This window comes from Enterococcus dongliensis, assembly GCF_031927985.1.
Taxonomy (GTDB): domain Bacteria; phylum Bacillota; class Bacilli; order Lactobacillales; family Enterococcaceae; genus Enterococcus_A; species Enterococcus_A dongliensis.
In genome coordinates this window covers 1-15,490 of the sequence record NZ_JARPZC010000024.1, presented here as the reverse complement: position 1 = coordinate 15,490, position 15,490 = coordinate 1, and the positions used below count along the sequence as shown (strand labels likewise).

The following is a 15,490-nucleotide window of genomic DNA, read 5'->3' as shown; positions in this document are numbered from 1 at the left end:
CTATTATGCCCAACTTAAATGACCTATTCACCAAGTCAATTATACTGCTAAAACCATATTAGGACAAATAAGTATACCCTATTGAACACAAAACGATACTTGACTTTCTAAATTTATATAGTTACACTGTATACATAGAAACTATATACAGTGTAACTATATAACAAAAAAAGGAGGAACATATATGAGTAGAAATCCTCATTTACCTTTAACCGAAACAACTTTTTACATTCTATTAGTTTTAACCACTCCTGCACATGGATATGCCATTATTCAAGAAATAGAAAAGTTGAGTAATGGATTTGTAAAGGTAGCAGCTGGAACCATGTATGGAGCGATTGAAAATTTACTTAAGCTTAATTGGATAGAAGAAATTCCAAGTAGGGAAAAAAGAAGAAGAGTTTACAAAATTACTGATCTGGGAGAAGAAGTTTTAAGACTAGAAATAGAACGTCTAGGAAGTTTGATTAAGCTATCTTCTGATTTTGGATATTAGGAGGAGATAACATGAAAAAATTTAGAATTTTCTTATCCTTAAAAAAAGAAGAAGATTGGATTAATTCTATACAAGAAGAAGGTTACAAGTTAGTTTCTGTTAGTTCAGTGGTGCCTATATATACTTTTGAAAAATTGGCTAGTAAAGAAACGTTTATTCCTTATGTACGCCTTGATTTTAGAGAAAAAAGTATGGGAAAAATAAAATATGAAGATTATGTAACATTGTTTTCTGATAGTGGTTGGAAACTAATAAAAGGAAGTCGTTCTGGTGGTGCTCAGTACTTTCAGCAAAAACGTCCTGACGTATCAAGAGGAATATTTTCTGACAAAGATTCTCAAGAAAGTGCGAAGAGAAGATATGTTAAATATGGTTATTCATACGGATTTTTATTTTTATTGTATTTTTATATTTTTAGTAGAAATACATCCTGGACCCAAATTATAAACTTCAAGTCATGGTATCTAACACCAAATATCTGGAATTTAAAAGGTGGCAGTTTTTGGTATGCTTTTCTTTTTGAAACTCCCTTTGCTTTACTCCGTGTATTACCGTTATTCTTCTTTTTATTTTTAGGTATCTATTACCTCATACGTTCACTTATAAATGACGATTCAAAATTTAAAAGAAAATAAGAATAAAGAAAGAACCTCTTCTAAATATCTTGCTATACAAGGATGTTTTAGAAACGAAAACAATAATTTGACACTAATCCATTTAAGAATGCTGCTTGAGAAATTTTTATCAAATGACACTACTCAAATTCCTAAAATCGATATCACTAAAGCCCTGACTCTTATAAATCAAATCATAAGAAGCCACGTACCCGACTTCTTATGATTTCCAATTTTTCGCAGACTTTATGACCCCATTATCTATTGACCAGCTGCAAATAGTTAGTCAAAAACTACTTGCTGTTGACTTCAATGTCATGGACTCATTCAACCATTTTTACAAGAAATATTACCCTATCTGCTTGGGAAACTTATCTGACTGCTTAATGGACTTAGGGTACTTTGAAGAATCAAAACTCATATTGGAAAAACTAGCTTTCGTAGCAGACCATGTGGACTCTATCGAATTAAAAATGTGGGCACAATACCTAACAAACGTACTAAATATTTACATGGATGATCAACTTAATGAAAAACAGAATCGATTAAATAAATTAAATCAAATCGTAACAAATTGGCACAATTTATTGCCATCCAGTCATTTGGTAGAAGGTCTACACGGCGCTTTCCAACGTTTATCTGACAGAAACGTTGATCGTCCAAACAACATTCATATTCCACCTGTATACATTTTAAAGCCATAGGAAAAAGCCTAGTATCTATTGCTAGGCTCTTTTGTATACCTCTACACGTTCATTTCCTTCTTCCAGCATTCATAAGACTCAACAGTTGCACTTTTTTTCATTCTCCTACAAATTCCACTAAACAACGACCACTTATAGTCATCCAAAATAGCAGTACCTACTCCCCCTAATCCTAAGAAAAACAGTAAAAGTAAAGACAAAAATAGCATCATATTCGTCCATAACGATAAAAGAACCAATAAAAGAGAAACTAATCCGGCCGTAATAAAAGAAAGAATCAGAATACCATAATAGATTTTCAAAAGAACAGCCCATTCTTTGATCCTATTAAGCTCAGCTATTTCCTCCTCAATCATTCATCAATCCACCTGCTCTTTCTTCTTCTTGGGATCAATACTCTTTAAGAACTTCTCCTCCAACACCAATAAATGACGATAAACATCATCCATCGACCAGCCTGAAGAAAGACTAAGACAATACAAAAAATCACAAGGCAACGTCTTTACGGTACGGTTTCTTGTTACCCAGCTTGCTACTGTACTCTGCTTATAGCCATGCAACTCACAAAATTGCTCTACTGTCAGACCTAACCGCGAAATAATAAACACATTGATCGGGTAGGGATATACAAAGGTATTGATACTCATAGTCAGAAAGACCTCCCACCATATTATTACGTTTGCGATAATAATACTACTCTTTCTTAAGACCAGCAACCAAGGCGGAGAAAAAAAAGAACGTATCATAGATATAATGTAATAGGCAATTTGCACCTTTTAATTTCAGCCTGTATCGATCATGAACAGATCTGTTTGCACGCCGATCTTATTGGGATCTATCAAGCGTTTCAGTGCTGTCTGGATAAACGTGTATTCTTTTCCAAAAGCTTCTGAGATCGCAGCGAAATAAGCCCCCCGGCTTTCTTTTTTTAGCCGGATAACGGAGCGCATCAATCCATGTATCGAAGCTAACATAATACCCCCATTACGACCAGCACGAACACGAAAATGAATTTTGTTCTCTTCTCTTAACTGCTTCAGTACTTTGTCCAGGGAACGTTTTGGGATCTTTAAACGTTCAGTTAACTCTTTTTTTGTAGAAATAATGTATGGTTGTTCTTCATAGGATTGCTCATTCAAATAGGACAGTAGATCTTCTGTCCATTCATGACTATGTGAATACTTGCGAACAGCTCTTTCTTTCTTGAATTTCCACCAACCCCGTTTTTTGTTGAATAGTTGCTCTTCAGAAAGATTGGCATCGACCCACTCTTGGCATAATAGGACAATTTTTTCTCTGTGCGCTGCTTGATATTTTCCGGAGTAAGCGGAACGAATGATTCTGGTTAATTCTCGATCAGATAAAGGGTTAGCCAAGCGGTCATTGAATTCTAACATCGTCAATTCACATGCTTCTACTTCGTATCCTGACGAAAAGTATGCCAAAGACAAGGTGAATATGACATTATTTCGACCATATACGCCCTTTTCACCTTGTATTTTTTGACTTTTTAGCAACAGCTGGAACCAGGGTTCATCGACTTGACGAAATTCTTGAGTAGATGGTAATACAAAAACGTTCTTGATCTCCGCTTTTTTGTCCGCATCTTCTCTCATTGACCAGTCGATCCATTCTTCGAAACTATAACGATACTGTGGTTCAAAGAATAAAACATTCTCTTCAGAAGGTATTCGTGTGATCCCAAAATGATTGGCATTTACATCAACTGGAAACCGATAATCATTTGAAAATTTGTTTCTTAGATTTTTTGAGATCATTTTGGACACATTGATCACTTTAAAATTTGATTTCTTCGTCACGTATGCAGGCTTGTCTAGTACATAGAAAGCTTGAAATCCATGCGGTGTACGTAGAATCATTGTCGGCATAAAGCCGATCTCGTGACTGGCCAAGATAATTTCTCCATAGTCAAAGTTTGGATCCAATGTGTCAAAATCAACAAAGAAAGTATTGATTTGGCGCAAATTGTCCTCAGAATGACCTTTTGTAAACATTCTGGCTTCATCAGCATACGTTCCATAGCGAAATACATTTGGTGTCCAATGGGTGAATCGATTATTGTTCTCGATCACCCCTTCTTCTGAAGTGATCACTAGCCCAATCCCTTCGATCATGTGTTCCTTTGAACGGTACGCAAAAATAGACCCCTTTCCTGACTGATCACTAAAAGAGACCGGTTTTAGGTGGCTGTTTTTATATTTAAATTTACGGATACCATTTTGTAATACCGTCGAATATACGACATCCAAAGAAGCTGCCATGACTGTTATTCCTTCCCAAACTAAAAGAGAACACAAATAATCTTAAAGATTTGTGTTCTCCCAATAGCTTAGAAGTCTCAAAGGAACGACAAAATAAGCGTATATATATTGAGTTGCTCGTCAAAAAATGGTAAAATAAACCTATAGGTTCGGATTGGTAGTCCGAATAGATTTATTCAAATCACATAAGTGGTTTCCAGCCACTCACATAATTTCCATGAGACGAACGAGAACACATAGTTGTTGTATGTGATTCAGATGAAGAAGTGAGGCCAAATTCACTTTTTTATCCGTCTCTTTTTTATATGTATTATTTATTTGAATATAACAAAACAGTTAAATTTGTACAAGAAGAAATTTTAATAAAGTATAAGTTATACTTAAATAAACCTCATATAAGTTATACCTAATTAGACATTATTGTATATCTTATACTTTAAATCACTTCATTAGGTAATAAAACGATACCTTCAAAATAAGCTTTCCCTGACAACAAATATTTTGTGACGCAAAAACATAAAGTATAACTTATACTTTATGTTTTGGTAATCAGTAATAACTTATACTTTTATTGTTGAATGACTTAAAAAATTAAAGCTTATCAAATGCATCTTTTATTTCTTCTCTCAAGTGTTCCTCTTTCGCTACACCTAATTTTTGTGTAATATACGCTTCCGATAAAGTGTCAATAAGTTTTTCAAAGGTAATCCTCCCCTGCACTGATTGAAGTTCCTCAACGTAGTCTTGTAGTACGTTTAATTTTGACTCCAAAGCAGGAGATATTTTTTTGGGTTTTGTAACTTTAAATCTCTCATCTGTAATTTCTATAGGACGTCCTCGTTTTTTACTTGCTACTGAAGTAATCGCTTTTGGTTTCTTATTCATCAAAGAAGAGTATCCAAATTCGTTTTCTCCTCTAATTGATACAGATTTTTTCTTTTTTATTCCTGGTTGTAAGAGACCAGCATATTCTGTATCAACTTTGGTATCAACATTAAATTCTTTCCTTTCACTCATATTCTTTCCCTCCTAGCTATTCTTCAAATATTTTTCTGCGTGATTCAAGTTCGGCTAGTATTTTTATAAACGGTTCATGTGCCCTATAGTCCCATTGATCATAATTTCCGTTTCGATACTTTTTCAAAGATATTCCTTCTCTAGAATAACGTTTTAGTCGTTTTTGGAAATTAACAATATTCTTCGATACAGCGGATCCATATAAATCCATAGCCTCGCTCAATACACTTTTATCTAAATCATCGTCTGGTTCAAGCATGCATGCAATTATAGATATCACTTCAAGATCAATATCGTAGTTGTTAATCATAAATTTTTGGTACCCAACATATTTTCCAATTCCATCTAACGATTCCTCTTGTGTTTGAAAAGCTATTATACTATAATCAGAGGCCGCCATAGCATTATCTGAATATGCACTAATAGTTGGAGGCACATCAATAAAAATGGTCTCATAATTTTCTTTAATAGGTTCCAACAATTTTTCTAAAACCATGATTTGTTCTTTTTCATCTTCGAAGTTAGCAATAACATAGTTAGAAAACGATCTAAAACTTGTATCACATGCAATTAAATCTAGATTTTCCATAATCGGCGTTATACAAATTGAAAGATTTTCTTCGTTGATTCCATCAACTATTGTTTTATCAATATGATCTAAGTCAACAGTTCTTGCTAATATTTGTGAAGCGTTGGCTTGCGGATCAATATCTATTACCAGTGTTTTTTTATTATTTACTACAGCATTATCAAAAGCTAGCATTGTAACTATCTTGGTTTTTCCTACTCCACCTTTAAAGTTCCCGACTGTATAAGTAGTTGCTGTCATATTTTTACCTACTTTCTTTAATCTTTATTTAAAGTATAACTTATATATTTATTTTATTCAATATTTATTTTATACTTTATATATTAAGTATAAGTTATACTTAATATATTCAATATATCTGATATGTTTCATTTAATAGCAGATATATACTACAGATCCCTTGAATTAGTGTTCCGGCTGAAGTAAAAAACCATTCTGATAAAATTTAAAAATAATGTTTATGGTATAAGTTATACTTAATTAAACGTATAACTTATACTTTATTATTTAATATATAAGTTACACAAAATATATTTATTATTTCTGCTATATTTTATTTAATAGCAGATTCATACAACAAATTTCTTGATTCAGTGTTTGGCTGACGTAAAAAAATCATTCTGATAAAATTTCAAAATAACGTTTATGGTATAAGATATGCTTAATTAAACGTATATCTTATACTTTATTATTTAATGTATAAGATATACTATAATTTATTGAAGACTAATCTATAATAATATTTTTAATCGTTGAATTTCCTTGACTAAAAAAACGAACATGTGTTCTAATGTGCATATAAAACGTATCTTTTTTTAGAAAAGGTGATTTATCATGGTTATGCAATTTGGCGTAAACCCAAGGTTTGACTACACAAAAGAACCCTCACGAGATATTCTTTGTATCGATTGTAAGTCATTTTATGCGTCCGTAGAATGCGTAGAAAGAGGACTAAATCCTTTAAAGGCAAAGTTAGTTGTCATGTCCTATCCTTCAGACGATCCTTCTCAGCGGGGGAGTGGGTTGATCCTGGCATCGAGTCCGGCCGCAAAAAAAGCCTATGGAATTTCTAATGTCAGTCGATCACGAGATCTTCCTTTTCCGTATCCGGAAGACCTCGTAATCGCACCACCGAGAATGGCACTGTATATGAGAAAGAATATGGAGATTAACAACATTTACAAGAAGTACGCTGACGAACAAAATCATTCCGTATACAGCATCGATGAGAGCTTCGTGGACGTCACAGACTCATTAAAGCTGTTCAGTGCAAAGGACGCAAGAGAGCTGGCGAGAATGATTCAAACAGACGTTTATCGACAAACTGGAATTTTCACAACGATCGGAATAGGTGACAATCCGCTCTTGGCCAAGTTCGCACTAGACCTCGAAAGTAAAAAAAATTCAGATATGAAAGCAGAATGGCGTTATGAAGACGTTCATCAAAAGCTTTGGTCAGTAGAAAACATTACAGACGTTTGGGGTATCGGACGTCGGACTGCAATCAGACTGAAGCGAATGGGTATATTTACTATGCATGATCTGGCACACGCAAATTACTATCAGCTGAAGCAAAATTTTGGTGTCTTAGGTACTCAACTATATGCACACAGCTGGGGCGTCGATCGATCATTCTTAGGTCAGAAATACAAAGTAAAATCTAAGTCGATAGGGAACAGTCAGGTGTTAAACCGTGATTATACACGTCGAAATGAAATAGAAATTGTAATCAAAGAAATGGCTGATCAAGTAGCAACAAGATTGAGAAGATCGGGAGCTAAAGCTGAAGTCATATCTTTGTGGATCGGATTTTCAATGGGCTATGTGGATCGATCAGGGAGTAGAGGGTTTCACCAGCAAATGAAGGTGCCAGCAACCAATAGCAGCAAACAAATTGCAAACTACTTACTGCAGATATTTGATCGTCATTACAAATACCAGGACATTCGAAATGTGGGAGTAAACTGTTCAAAGCTCGTTTATTCTAATGCTCTGCAGCTTGATCTCTTTGAAGATCCGAACGAGCAAGTAAAAGACTTAAAAATCGATTATGTTGTAGATACCATACGCAAAAAATTCGGATTTAAGTCAATCGTCCATGCAAATAGCATTATGGAAGGCGGACGTGCGATTGCTCGCAGCAGTCTTGTTGGAGGCCATGCAGGCGGTATGTCTGGAATTGAAGGTGCTGAAGGTCATGGTAAAACGTACTAAGAAAACTTTTACAGACTATAATCAATACAGAGATCGACCATTCGGATTGAAGTGGGCAACAGCTTACGCCATGGATGATCTTATGAAAGGTGTTATAGAAAACGAAGCCTGGGCTACGAAAGAAGTTGTTGGTTTGGAATTAATGAATCGTGAGGAGATCGACACGATACTTTTAGAGTCTTTCCTTTATCATAAACCTATAACGCTGCAATTAAACACTAAAGACGAATTTGGGCGATTTTTGGATCCTGTCGAAGGACAATTTCTAGGTGAAGCATATGAAGACTATTTTGTACTGAATGAACAAGCGATCTATTGGACAGACGTTCGGCACATTTCTATAAAAGAAGACGAAAAATGGTTCAAAGTTGATTATTTTCAGGACGAAGAAGCTATTCGCAACAAGCAAATAAAAAAAGAGCGTAATATAGAAGAAGAGATCAAGTTAATCAAAAATGAGTATTATCAAGACTTTGCAGATGATGATTGAAGATAATTGTCCATCATTTGACTTTGAAATCGCCTTAGAATAGCTCTCTGACACACGTTTTTTAAATAAATTAGAAAAGGAGGGGGAGAATATGTGTGGAAGATATTTTTTTGATTTATCTTCAAATGAATTAAGAAGCTACTATGACCACGTCGTTTTAAATACTACAGGTAAACATATTCGTGTTGGTTTTAATGAAATTTTTCCAACTAATTATATAGTAACACTAGGACTTAATCAGGATTCAAGAGTAGTACCAGGAATCACTCAGTGGGGTTTCCAAGGATTTAAGCCTGGTCAACTTATGATCAACGCACGTTCAGAAACAGTAGAAGAAAAGAAGACTTTTTCTAAAGCCTTCAGAGAAACTCGCTGCGTCATACCAGTCTCCGGATTCTATGAGTGGGATTCCGAAAAACGAAAACTATTGTTTACTGCAGGGGATAATGATGTTTTTTATTTGGGAGGATTTTATCGTGTGCATAAAACAGGTGCAGGATTTGAAACGGAATCGATTATTATGACGACAAAACCTAATGATTCTGTATCCCCAATACATGATCGTATGCCGCTTATTATTCAAAGAGATCATATAAAAGATTGGATCACAGATCTGGATTTCGCACGTAACTATCTTACAGCTGATATGCCAGAATTAACTCGTACTGAAGTAGCAAAATAAAAAAGAGCGGATCTTTTATAGATTCGCTCTTTTTTCATTGCTATGTTTAATTTTATCTAGTATCACTTCAAATGTTTCAAAGGTATCTATATCTAACTGACACAACCAAAGCAGATACTTCTTTTCTTTGTAACTCCAGTCAACAGCGGGGTAGGAGGAGATCAGATTTTTGTATCTAGCTTTTTGCTCATTTGAAGCTAGTTGCCAACGCCTTTCAAATATTTTTTCTTCTTCCATGATTAGCGGCCCTCGGTTACTAAATGATACTACTAACTATACTCTACGTCGTTTAGTGTGTAGTAATTCAAATCTAAAGTGTAATCTACTGATTCAAAAATTAAGGCTTTCCCATCATATTCCACTGAAATTTTACAGATAAAAGGTACGTCATGTTTTTCAAATGCTTTCCCATAATGAATTTTAAAATAAGATTTTTCTTCTGAATCCCAATAGGATTGTTCTTCATCCATTTCTTTAATTATAACCTATAAAACTACTAAAAGATAAAATATATTTGCACGTTTAAAGTGTACCCAAAACAGTCATAAGCAACATGTTGATTTTCAAACGTTATCCATGTAGATTTAGAGTGTCGAATAGATGTTCCTTTTATAAAAAGCTATTTGCTATATATGTCATTGAAAAGAGAGGTTTTCAAACAATGAAACTTGATAAATATAACCTGCATGAAGATTTTGATGTTTTAGCTATATGGTTTAGAGAAGACCAGGAAATGAAGGATGGAATAAGAGGGATTCTGCACTATAAATCTCAATCCATTATTCTTGAATTATTCGATTCCTTTTCTGAGAGCTTTGATGATACATTTCAACATTTAAACCGAATTTATGGTTTTTCACAAGATGGGAAACTATTGGCCTTGGAAGGGTGTTATAGAGTAAAAGGTACCGATAGTATTCCTGGCTTTAGTATTGATTCATATTCTGTAAATGAATTTTATATACTCGATGTGAATTTTAATAAGATTGAGGGTAATGATGTAATAAGAACCGCTCTCAACAAAGTATTCGGTGATTTCAAAAAAGACCCCATGGTTGAAAGTATTAGGTTTTCCGTTAATCATTTACATACATGGATAGATAAAACTTCTATTTCAACCTTAGTATTTCCCCAGGAAAATAAAGGGGCTGTACAGTTTGATCTAGGCAAATATGGGGAAAGAACTTTTAACATTCATTCTGAAAATTTGTCTATATTAGAAGCTATTACTCTTAATAGGAATAAAAGTAACAGTACTTATTCTCTTGAAGAAAAGTCCTATCTGAAAGTTTTTGAAAATAGTGGAGAAATGAGAAACTTTCGTTCCTTTTTTCAAAACGCTCTATACATCAAAAAGCTATTAGAATTCCTAAATGGTATACCTTTGCATTTTGACTATCTAGAGTTCTTATGCGAAAAAGAAACTATACCAGAACATGCTGGGAAATTTTATCCTTTAATAAGGGGGAGATATTTCTTCCGGCAGATTGGAGAGCGAATCACCACAGCCTCTAAAAGTGCTCTTACATTCCATGCTATAGAAGGTGAATTTGAAAGCATTTTAAATAGCTGGTATTTGAAGAAAGAAAAACTAAGTTTTATTCTTGATAGCTATTTGAACGATTTATACTTACCTTATTATGTAGAGACCCAGCTGCTGAATTCTATTAGAAACTTAGAAATATATTATAGAAACTTTGTTAATGATTCGATTGAACAAAAAAAAGAAGAACTAAGAGAAGACCAACAACTACTAACAGACTATGTGAATGAGAATGTGTCACAGCCTAACAAAGAACATTTTATTGCAAATGTTAATTTTATCGGCGAAGACTCCCTACAAAAAAAGCTTAGCTATTTATTCAGGAAACTTCCGGATAAAATATTTGAATCCTGTATAAAAAAAGAAGGGAAGAGCCCCTCTAAATCCAGTAGCAGTTTAGCTAGGTCATTAACACAGACACGCAATTTTCATACACATGGATATAAACCCGAGTTGTACCCTGATAGAATACAAGGAGCACAAAATTTATTTACAACGAATGAAAAATTGAAGCTCTTTCAAAGATACTTTATTTATAAAGAACTCGGAATCTCAGAAGACATCATTTTAAAAGTTCTCATTCCCGAAACCTATGAATTTCAGGATACGTTTCCAGCAGAATAGTAAGCGAACTATTCAACAAACGGGTGGAGCCACCAATTTCGAGGCCATTATCACTTATCCAAACACGACTACTCGAATGCCAAGTCATTACAGGTATACACTTACGATGAACGGGTACTAGGCAGAGGATGAATTCGAGAATATCAATCCAATTTAATACAGTGAACTGAAAGGAATCAAAAGGAAGTTGAAACTTCTTCGTACGCCAGTGTATCAGCAGCTTCAGGAGCCCCTACACCAATCAGTTTCCCCGAAGAAGTCCTGTGTCATCAGAAGCGGTAGCGTGACAATCCAAGAAGCTAAAAATGAAGTGTGCTCCATGCGATTACTTCAGACAACTGGCTATACTAATACACGAAAGATGGAGATGGAGACAACTAGTAAGGGGAATAGATCTGGCTAAGTACCTATTAGCTTATCGTATGGAGAAGGTGATAGCGATAATATACCTCTCTTTGTCGCTACACATATAAAAATACCGAACGCCTAGGCATACTAGAGAATAGAGCATAGGTGCTCTAGTTTATCCTTCATAGTCAAAACTTAAGAGTATTGACTATGGTTCCGACGTCCAGTAAAATCAAGGGATACAAAGGTGTCATAACCTATGTTCAAAAGTGAGGGTGAAAAAAGATGAAATATGGCTATGCACGGGTGAGTACCCGCCAACAAGATCTAGAAGGACAACTACGTCAACTCGAAGAGGAACGCTGCGACCGAGTCTACTTCGAGAAAATTACCGGAACAAAAAGTGATCGTCCCGAGTTCCAAAAACTCCTTCAGGAAATTGAGACAGGAGATACGTTGGTTGTGACGAAACTGGATCGCTTCGCTCGCAGCACGCAAGACGCATTGAACACGATTAAGCTGTTATTCGAGAAGGGTGTGCGGATCAACGTGCTGAATCTTGGAATTATTGAAAATACGTCCACCGGAAGATTGATCTTCACGATTTTCAGCGCTTTTGCAGATTTTGAACGCGATCTGATTGTGGAGCGTACACAAGAGGGGAAAGAGTTGGCCAAACAGAAACCCGGTTTCCGGGAAGGGCGACCAAAAAAATTCAATCAGCAACAAATCAATTTGGCTATGAACCTATTGGAGGACCATTCCTATAAAGAAGTAGAGAAAATGACCGGAATCAGCAAGAGTACTTTGACGCGGAATAAAAGAAAAATAAGTGAGGTCTAACATTCGGATTAAGCGTTTTCATGCTTATGTCTGATAAGATATTACTTAGATAGGTATACAGCCTTAATATTGAGATGAGAGAAGACTGAATAGTGCTTAAGAATTTTTTCTTTAAGAACAAGAAACGTCTAAAAATCTTTGAAAAAATATTCTATTTCGCATACCATTCATGAAACAACCATCATAGAAAAGGAATACGTTGATACTCATCATGTAGAAAACTTCGTCGAGAACTTTGCGAAGGTTTACTACACTTGGGAGTTAGACGACAATTCTATTGAGAACCGTATGGAAAAACTCAAAGGCTATTTAACAGATGAGCTTCACGCACTCAATGTCGATACGGTTCGTAAAGATATTCCTGTATCGTCTTCTGTAAGAGAATTTCAGATATGGACGGTTGAGCCAAAGAGCAAAAATACTTTTGATGTGACCTATAGTGTGGACCAATTCATTACAGAGAGCAAAAACAAAAAGACGGTTCAATCTGCTTATGAAGTGAGCGTCTATGTAGATGGTTCTGGAAATATGGTACTCGTTAAGAATCCGACGATTACCAGCATTCCTGTGAAATCAGACTATAAACCAAAAGCGATTGAAAGTGATGGTACGGTTGATTCCATTACAACCAATGAAATCAATGAGTTTTTAAGTACGTTCTTTAGGCTCTATCCCACTGCAACAGCCAGTGAGCTTTCTTATTATGTGAGTGATGGTATTTTGAAGCCAATCGGAAAAGATTACGTCTTCCAAGAATTAGTAAATCCTATTTACCATTGCAAGGATAATCAAGTGACCGTGTCACTGGTAGTAAAATACCTTGACCAGCAGACCAAAGCAACACAAGTATCTCAATTTAGCTTGACGCTTGAAAAAAAGGAAGGTAACTGGAGAATAATCAAATGATAAATATATAGAAAATTATTGCATAAGCTTAACAATAGCAGTACAATATGAATGAATATATAATTGTGTTCATTCATATTGTTGAAAGGAGGAATTACATGCGTATCGAAAAAAATGTTATCTTACAAGTTGCACACGATATATTTTTAAAAAAAGGATATAAAAAAACAAATATTTCAGAAATAGCAACAAAAGCTAAAATAGCTGCTGGTACATTTTATAATTATTTTGATTCAAAAGAATCATTATTTTTAGAAGTTTATGTACAAGAAAATGAGAGAGTAAGAAATGATTTAATTAGTAATCTTAATTTGAATGATTTATCAGTAGATCAGTTACTCGAAAAAATTTTTGAGTACACAATTAACAAAGTTACACATAACAAAATTTTAGCGGAATGGAATAATCACCAAATTTCTAGTGTTCTTCATCAATATTACGTCTCAGATGTAGGCAAGCAGAATAATACATTCCATGTTTTTTTAACAAAAACATTACGGAATATACTTAAAGAGAAAAAATTTGATGATGACAATATTGATGAATTGATGAGAGTCTACGATTTGATTTACTACTTAGATATGAATATTACTTCGAGTGATTTCGAAGATTACGAAAAAACGCTAAAATTACTGGTTAAATATTTTTGTAAAGGTGTATTGACAACTAAAGAAGACAATTAAGTTTTCTTTATATCCATAGATGAATGAATGGTAAATAATATTCATTCAAAAGCAAAACAATAGATGATAATTGGAGGAAAAAGATGAAATCAGAGGAGGATTTTAAAATGAGTGGGTTATCGATTTTCGGAATATGTTTAATTTTATTAGGTATTTGTACAGCCATTTACGGGGGATTTTTATTTCCATTAAACTTTTTGAATAGTGAATTTATGAGTATGGTCATTGGAGGTTTGGTTTTAGTATGTATAGGTATTTTCTTAGTTTCTGAAATAGCCCCTATTTTTAAAATACTAGTTATATGGATAACAGCCATACTCTCGTTAGTATATATCTATGGATTTGAAATGGATTTCATTATTAAGATAATGAGTTATATTCCTATCATTGGTTTAGCAGTGTGGCTAACAATAAAATTATGGAAGTAACTTCAAGTGAAGGGTGTGTAGTTAATGTTAATTGTATATGATAGTTTAACTGGACTTGGGAAAAAATTTTCAGAATCACTTGACTATAAAAGTCAACCTGTTAAAGAAAAATTATCTGAAAAATGCATTTTAATAACCAGAAATGTTGGTGCAGGAAAAATTCCAAGAACTACAAAAAAATTCATTCGAAAACACAAAGAGCTAATAGTAGGTTTTGTCAATAATGGAGACCGTGAAAAGCATGGAGAAACATTTTGTGGTTCTAGCGATAAACTTGTAAAGGAGTACGGACTCCTTTTAATAAAAAATATTGAAGGAGCTGGTAATGATGAAGATATAAAAGATGTAAAGGCATTCATTGCCAATCATGAGAATTGAATAAGCTGTGATTACTATAATAGGAGGTCAGTATTACTATGCTACTACTTATTAGCCTTATTATATAAGTTGAATAAAATAATTACCCTACATTTTCACGCAGAGACGGTCAATGACAATCTCCCTCTGCTCGTTTATCCAAGTGAGGAAACTCTGAACCGCCAGATTGATCTTTTTGACGCTTGAGAAAAATACGTTATTGATAACCGTCTCCTTCAGCCATTTCCATAGTCCCTCTATCAAGTTGAGATTAGGGCTATACGGAGGAAGGAACACGAGTTCCAAACGCCCCTTATTCTCTTCCAAGAATGGCTGGATCAGTTTCGCATGATGGTTACGGGCATTGTCCAGAATCATGACTATCTTTCCAACCGGATAATGCTCAAGAACAAAGACTAGGAATTCTAAGAAGGATGTTGCGTCGTAGTGCTCTTTCTCGCTGCATAGGATCTCACCCGACGCGTAGTCCAGGCAGCCAATCAGCTTTGTACCACAATGTTTTCCGTAGGTAGGGATTATCCGTTGTCTTCCTTTTAGAAACCAGGTCCGTTGGATAGCTTGGTAATCTCGAAGGTTCTGTTGCAAAGTTTTAAATAAAGAATAAAATCCCTTACGGTATCTATGATTTAAGCTGGGATTCCCAATAATA

The 15,490-nt window shown here is 34.6% G+C and carries 19 protein-coding genes and 1 pseudogene; 12 read left to right on the top strand and 8 right to left on the bottom strand.

Annotated elements, in window-relative coordinates:
* The first annotated feature begins 184 nt into the window (after window positions 1-184).
* The 3 genes from P7D84_RS12825 (at window position 185) to P7D84_RS12815 (ending at window position 1,814) form a co-directional block, all read left to right on the top strand.
* Window positions 185-496 carry a PadR family transcriptional regulator gene (locus P7D84_RS12825; protein ID WP_114526081.1) on the top strand — a complete coding sequence of 104 codons (312 nt, stop codon included), beginning with the start codon at window positions 185-187 and terminating at the stop codon, window positions 494-496.
* Between the two features lie 11 nt (window positions 497-507).
* Window positions 508-1,131 carry a DUF2812 domain-containing protein gene (locus tag P7D84_RS12820; RefSeq protein WP_311806671.1) on the top strand — a complete coding sequence of 208 codons (624 nt, stop codon included), beginning with the start codon at window positions 508-510 and terminating at the stop codon, window positions 1,129-1,131.
* 227 nt (window positions 1,132-1,358) lie between these two features.
* On the top strand, window positions 1,359-1,814 hold the full coding sequence (locus P7D84_RS12815; protein ID WP_308947635.1) for a hypothetical protein: 456 nt from the start codon (window positions 1,359-1,361) through the stop codon (window positions 1,812-1,814).
* Window positions 1,815-1,855: 41 nt separating this feature from the next.
* Here P7D84_RS12815 and P7D84_RS12810 read toward each other — a convergent pair whose 3' ends face one another.
* The 5 genes from P7D84_RS12810 to P7D84_RS12790 all read right to left on the bottom strand — a co-directional run bounded on the left by P7D84_RS12810 (window position 1,856) and on the right by P7D84_RS12790 (window position 5,942).
* Window positions 1,856-2,170 carry a hypothetical protein gene (locus P7D84_RS12810; protein ID WP_108145070.1) on the bottom strand — a complete coding sequence of 105 codons (315 nt, stop codon included), beginning with the start codon at window positions 2,168-2,170 and terminating at the stop codon, window positions 1,856-1,858.
* A 3-nt stretch (window positions 2,171-2,173) separates the two neighbouring features.
* On the bottom strand, window positions 2,174-2,461 hold the full coding sequence (locus P7D84_RS12805) for a type III secretion system protein PrgN (protein ID WP_104884700.1): 288 nt from the start codon (window positions 2,459-2,461) through the stop codon (window positions 2,174-2,176).
* Window positions 2,462-2,596: 135 nt separating this feature from the next.
* Window positions 2,597-4,096 (bottom strand): primase C-terminal domain-containing protein, encoded by a 1,500-nt coding sequence (locus P7D84_RS12800; RefSeq protein WP_311802804.1) that lies wholly within the window; start codon window positions 4,094-4,096, stop codon window positions 2,597-2,599.
* A gap of 591 nt (window positions 4,097-4,687) precedes the next feature.
* On the bottom strand, window positions 4,688-5,113 hold the full coding sequence (locus P7D84_RS12795) for a hypothetical protein (protein ID WP_002389872.1): 426 nt from the start codon (window positions 5,111-5,113) through the stop codon (window positions 4,688-4,690).
* A gap of 16 nt (window positions 5,114-5,129) precedes the next feature.
* The gene (locus tag P7D84_RS12790; protein ID WP_311802803.1) at window positions 5,130-5,942 is read right to left on the bottom strand and encodes a ParA family protein; all 813 of its coding nucleotides are present in this window, start codon (window positions 5,940-5,942) and stop codon (window positions 5,130-5,132) included.
* Between the two features lie 594 nt (window positions 5,943-6,536).
* Between P7D84_RS12790 and P7D84_RS12785 the strand changes: the two genes are divergently transcribed.
* The 3 genes from P7D84_RS12785 (at window position 6,537) to P7D84_RS12775 (ending at window position 9,088) form a co-directional block, all read left to right on the top strand.
* A complete protein-coding gene (locus P7D84_RS12785; protein ID WP_311802801.1) occupies window positions 6,537-7,916 on the top strand; it encodes a Y-family DNA polymerase in 1,380 nt (459 codons plus the stop codon).
* Window positions 7,900-8,406, top strand: coding sequence for a hypothetical protein (locus P7D84_RS12780; protein WP_133141720.1), 507 nt, complete (start codon window positions 7,900-7,902; stop codon window positions 8,404-8,406). The genes P7D84_RS12785 and P7D84_RS12780 overlap by 17 nt, the downstream gene beginning before the upstream one ends.
* A gap of 91 nt (window positions 8,407-8,497) precedes the next feature.
* A complete protein-coding gene (locus P7D84_RS12775) occupies window positions 8,498-9,088 on the top strand; it encodes an SOS response-associated peptidase (protein ID WP_071130048.1) in 591 nt (196 codons plus the stop codon).
* Window positions 9,089-9,103: 15 nt separating this feature from the next.
* Here P7D84_RS12775 and P7D84_RS12770 read toward each other — a convergent pair whose 3' ends face one another.
* Complete coding sequence (locus tag P7D84_RS12770) at window positions 9,104-9,325, bottom strand: hypothetical protein (RefSeq protein WP_014748756.1); 222 nt, start codon at window positions 9,323-9,325, stop codon at window positions 9,104-9,106.
* Window positions 9,326-9,357: 32 nt separating this feature from the next.
* The gene (locus P7D84_RS12765; RefSeq protein ID WP_014748757.1) at window positions 9,358-9,558 is read right to left on the bottom strand and encodes a hypothetical protein; all 201 of its coding nucleotides are present in this window, start codon (window positions 9,556-9,558) and stop codon (window positions 9,358-9,360) included.
* A 191-nt stretch (window positions 9,559-9,749) separates the two neighbouring features.
* Here P7D84_RS12765 and P7D84_RS12760 point away from each other — a divergent pair, with 191 nt between their 5' ends.
* The 6 genes and pseudogenes from P7D84_RS12760 to P7D84_RS12735 all read left to right on the top strand — a co-directional run bounded on the left by P7D84_RS12760 (window position 9,750) and on the right by P7D84_RS12735 (window position 14,841).
* Complete coding sequence (locus P7D84_RS12760) at window positions 9,750-11,255, top strand: ApeA N-terminal domain 1-containing protein (protein ID WP_311802797.1); 1,506 nt, start codon at window positions 9,750-9,752, stop codon at window positions 11,253-11,255.
* 633 nt (window positions 11,256-11,888) lie between these two features.
* Window positions 11,889-12,446, top strand: a complete 558-nt coding sequence (locus P7D84_RS12755) for a recombinase family protein (RefSeq protein ID WP_114526061.1) — start codon at window positions 11,889-11,891, stop codon at window positions 12,444-12,446.
* Between the two features lie 156 nt (window positions 12,447-12,602).
* Window positions 12,603-13,352, top strand: a pseudogene (locus tag P7D84_RS12750) (conjugal transfer protein); the annotation flags it as partial.
* 98 nt (window positions 13,353-13,450) lie between these two features.
* Window positions 13,451-14,035 (top strand): TetR/AcrR family transcriptional regulator, encoded by a 585-nt coding sequence (locus P7D84_RS12745; RefSeq protein WP_162787398.1) that lies wholly within the window; start codon window positions 13,451-13,453, stop codon window positions 14,033-14,035.
* Between the two features lie 83 nt (window positions 14,036-14,118).
* Window positions 14,119-14,463 carry a hypothetical protein gene (locus tag P7D84_RS12740; RefSeq protein ID WP_114526064.1) on the top strand — a complete coding sequence of 115 codons (345 nt, stop codon included), beginning with the start codon at window positions 14,119-14,121 and terminating at the stop codon, window positions 14,461-14,463.
* 24 nt (window positions 14,464-14,487) lie between these two features.
* Entirely contained in the window at window positions 14,488-14,841 is a 354-nt protein-coding gene (locus P7D84_RS12735; RefSeq protein WP_114526065.1) for a class Ib ribonucleoside-diphosphate reductase assembly flavoprotein NrdI, read from the top strand.
* Between the two features lie 87 nt (window positions 14,842-14,928).
* Here P7D84_RS12735 and P7D84_RS12730 read toward each other — a convergent pair.
* Window positions 14,929-15,490, bottom strand: a 562-nt coding sequence (locus tag P7D84_RS12730; RefSeq protein WP_311800974.1) for an IS630 family transposase, incomplete at its 5' end; no start/stop codon positions are given.

Excerpts from the sequence above, each read along its gene's own strand:
- P7D84_RS12825 (WP_114526081.1), top strand. The coding sequence starts at position 185 with ATGAGTAGAAATCCTCATTTACCTTTAACCGAAACAACTTTTTACATT.
- P7D84_RS12820 (WP_311806671.1), top strand. The coding sequence starts at position 508 with ATGAAAAAATTTAGAATTTTCTTATCCTTAAAAAAAGAAGAAGATTGG.
- P7D84_RS12815 (WP_308947635.1), top strand. The coding sequence starts at position 1,359 with ATGACCCCATTATCTATTGACCAGCTGCAAATAGTTAGTCAAAAACTA.
- P7D84_RS12810 (WP_108145070.1), bottom strand. The coding sequence starts at position 2,170 with ATGATTGAGGAGGAAATAGCTGAGCTTAATAGGATCAAAGAATGGGCT.
- P7D84_RS12805 (WP_104884700.1), bottom strand. The coding sequence starts at position 2,461 with ATGAGTATCAATACCTTTGTATATCCCTACCCGATCAATGTGTTTATT.
- P7D84_RS12800 (WP_311802804.1), bottom strand. The coding sequence starts at position 4,096 with ATGGCAGCTTCTTTGGATGTCGTATATTCGACGGTATTACAAAATGGT.
- P7D84_RS12795 (WP_002389872.1), bottom strand. The coding sequence starts at position 5,113 with ATGAGTGAAAGGAAAGAATTTAATGTTGATACCAAAGTTGATACAGAA.
- P7D84_RS12790 (WP_311802803.1), bottom strand. The coding sequence starts at position 5,942 with ATGACAGCAACTACTTATACAGTCGGGAACTTTAAAGGTGGAGTAGGA.
- P7D84_RS12785 (WP_311802801.1), top strand. The coding sequence starts at position 6,537 with ATGGTTATGCAATTTGGCGTAAACCCAAGGTTTGACTACACAAAAGAA.
- P7D84_RS12780 (WP_133141720.1), top strand. The coding sequence starts at position 7,900 with ATGGTAAAACGTACTAAGAAAACTTTTACAGACTATAATCAATACAGA.
- P7D84_RS12775 (WP_071130048.1), top strand. The coding sequence starts at position 8,498 with ATGTGTGGAAGATATTTTTTTGATTTATCTTCAAATGAATTAAGAAGC.
- P7D84_RS12770 (WP_014748756.1), bottom strand. The coding sequence starts at position 9,325 with ATGGAAGAAGAAAAAATATTTGAAAGGCGTTGGCAACTAGCTTCAAAT.
- P7D84_RS12765 (WP_014748757.1), bottom strand. The coding sequence starts at position 9,558 with ATGGATGAAGAACAATCCTATTGGGATTCAGAAGAAAAATCTTATTTT.
- P7D84_RS12760 (WP_311802797.1), top strand. The coding sequence starts at position 9,750 with ATGAAACTTGATAAATATAACCTGCATGAAGATTTTGATGTTTTAGCT.
- P7D84_RS12755 (WP_114526061.1), top strand. The coding sequence starts at position 11,889 with ATGAAATATGGCTATGCACGGGTGAGTACCCGCCAACAAGATCTAGAA.
- P7D84_RS12745 (WP_162787398.1), top strand. The coding sequence starts at position 13,451 with ATGCGTATCGAAAAAAATGTTATCTTACAAGTTGCACACGATATATTT.
- P7D84_RS12740 (WP_114526064.1), top strand. The coding sequence starts at position 14,119 with ATGAAATCAGAGGAGGATTTTAAAATGAGTGGGTTATCGATTTTCGGA.
- P7D84_RS12735 (WP_114526065.1), top strand. The coding sequence starts at position 14,488 with ATGTTAATTGTATATGATAGTTTAACTGGACTTGGGAAAAAATTTTCA.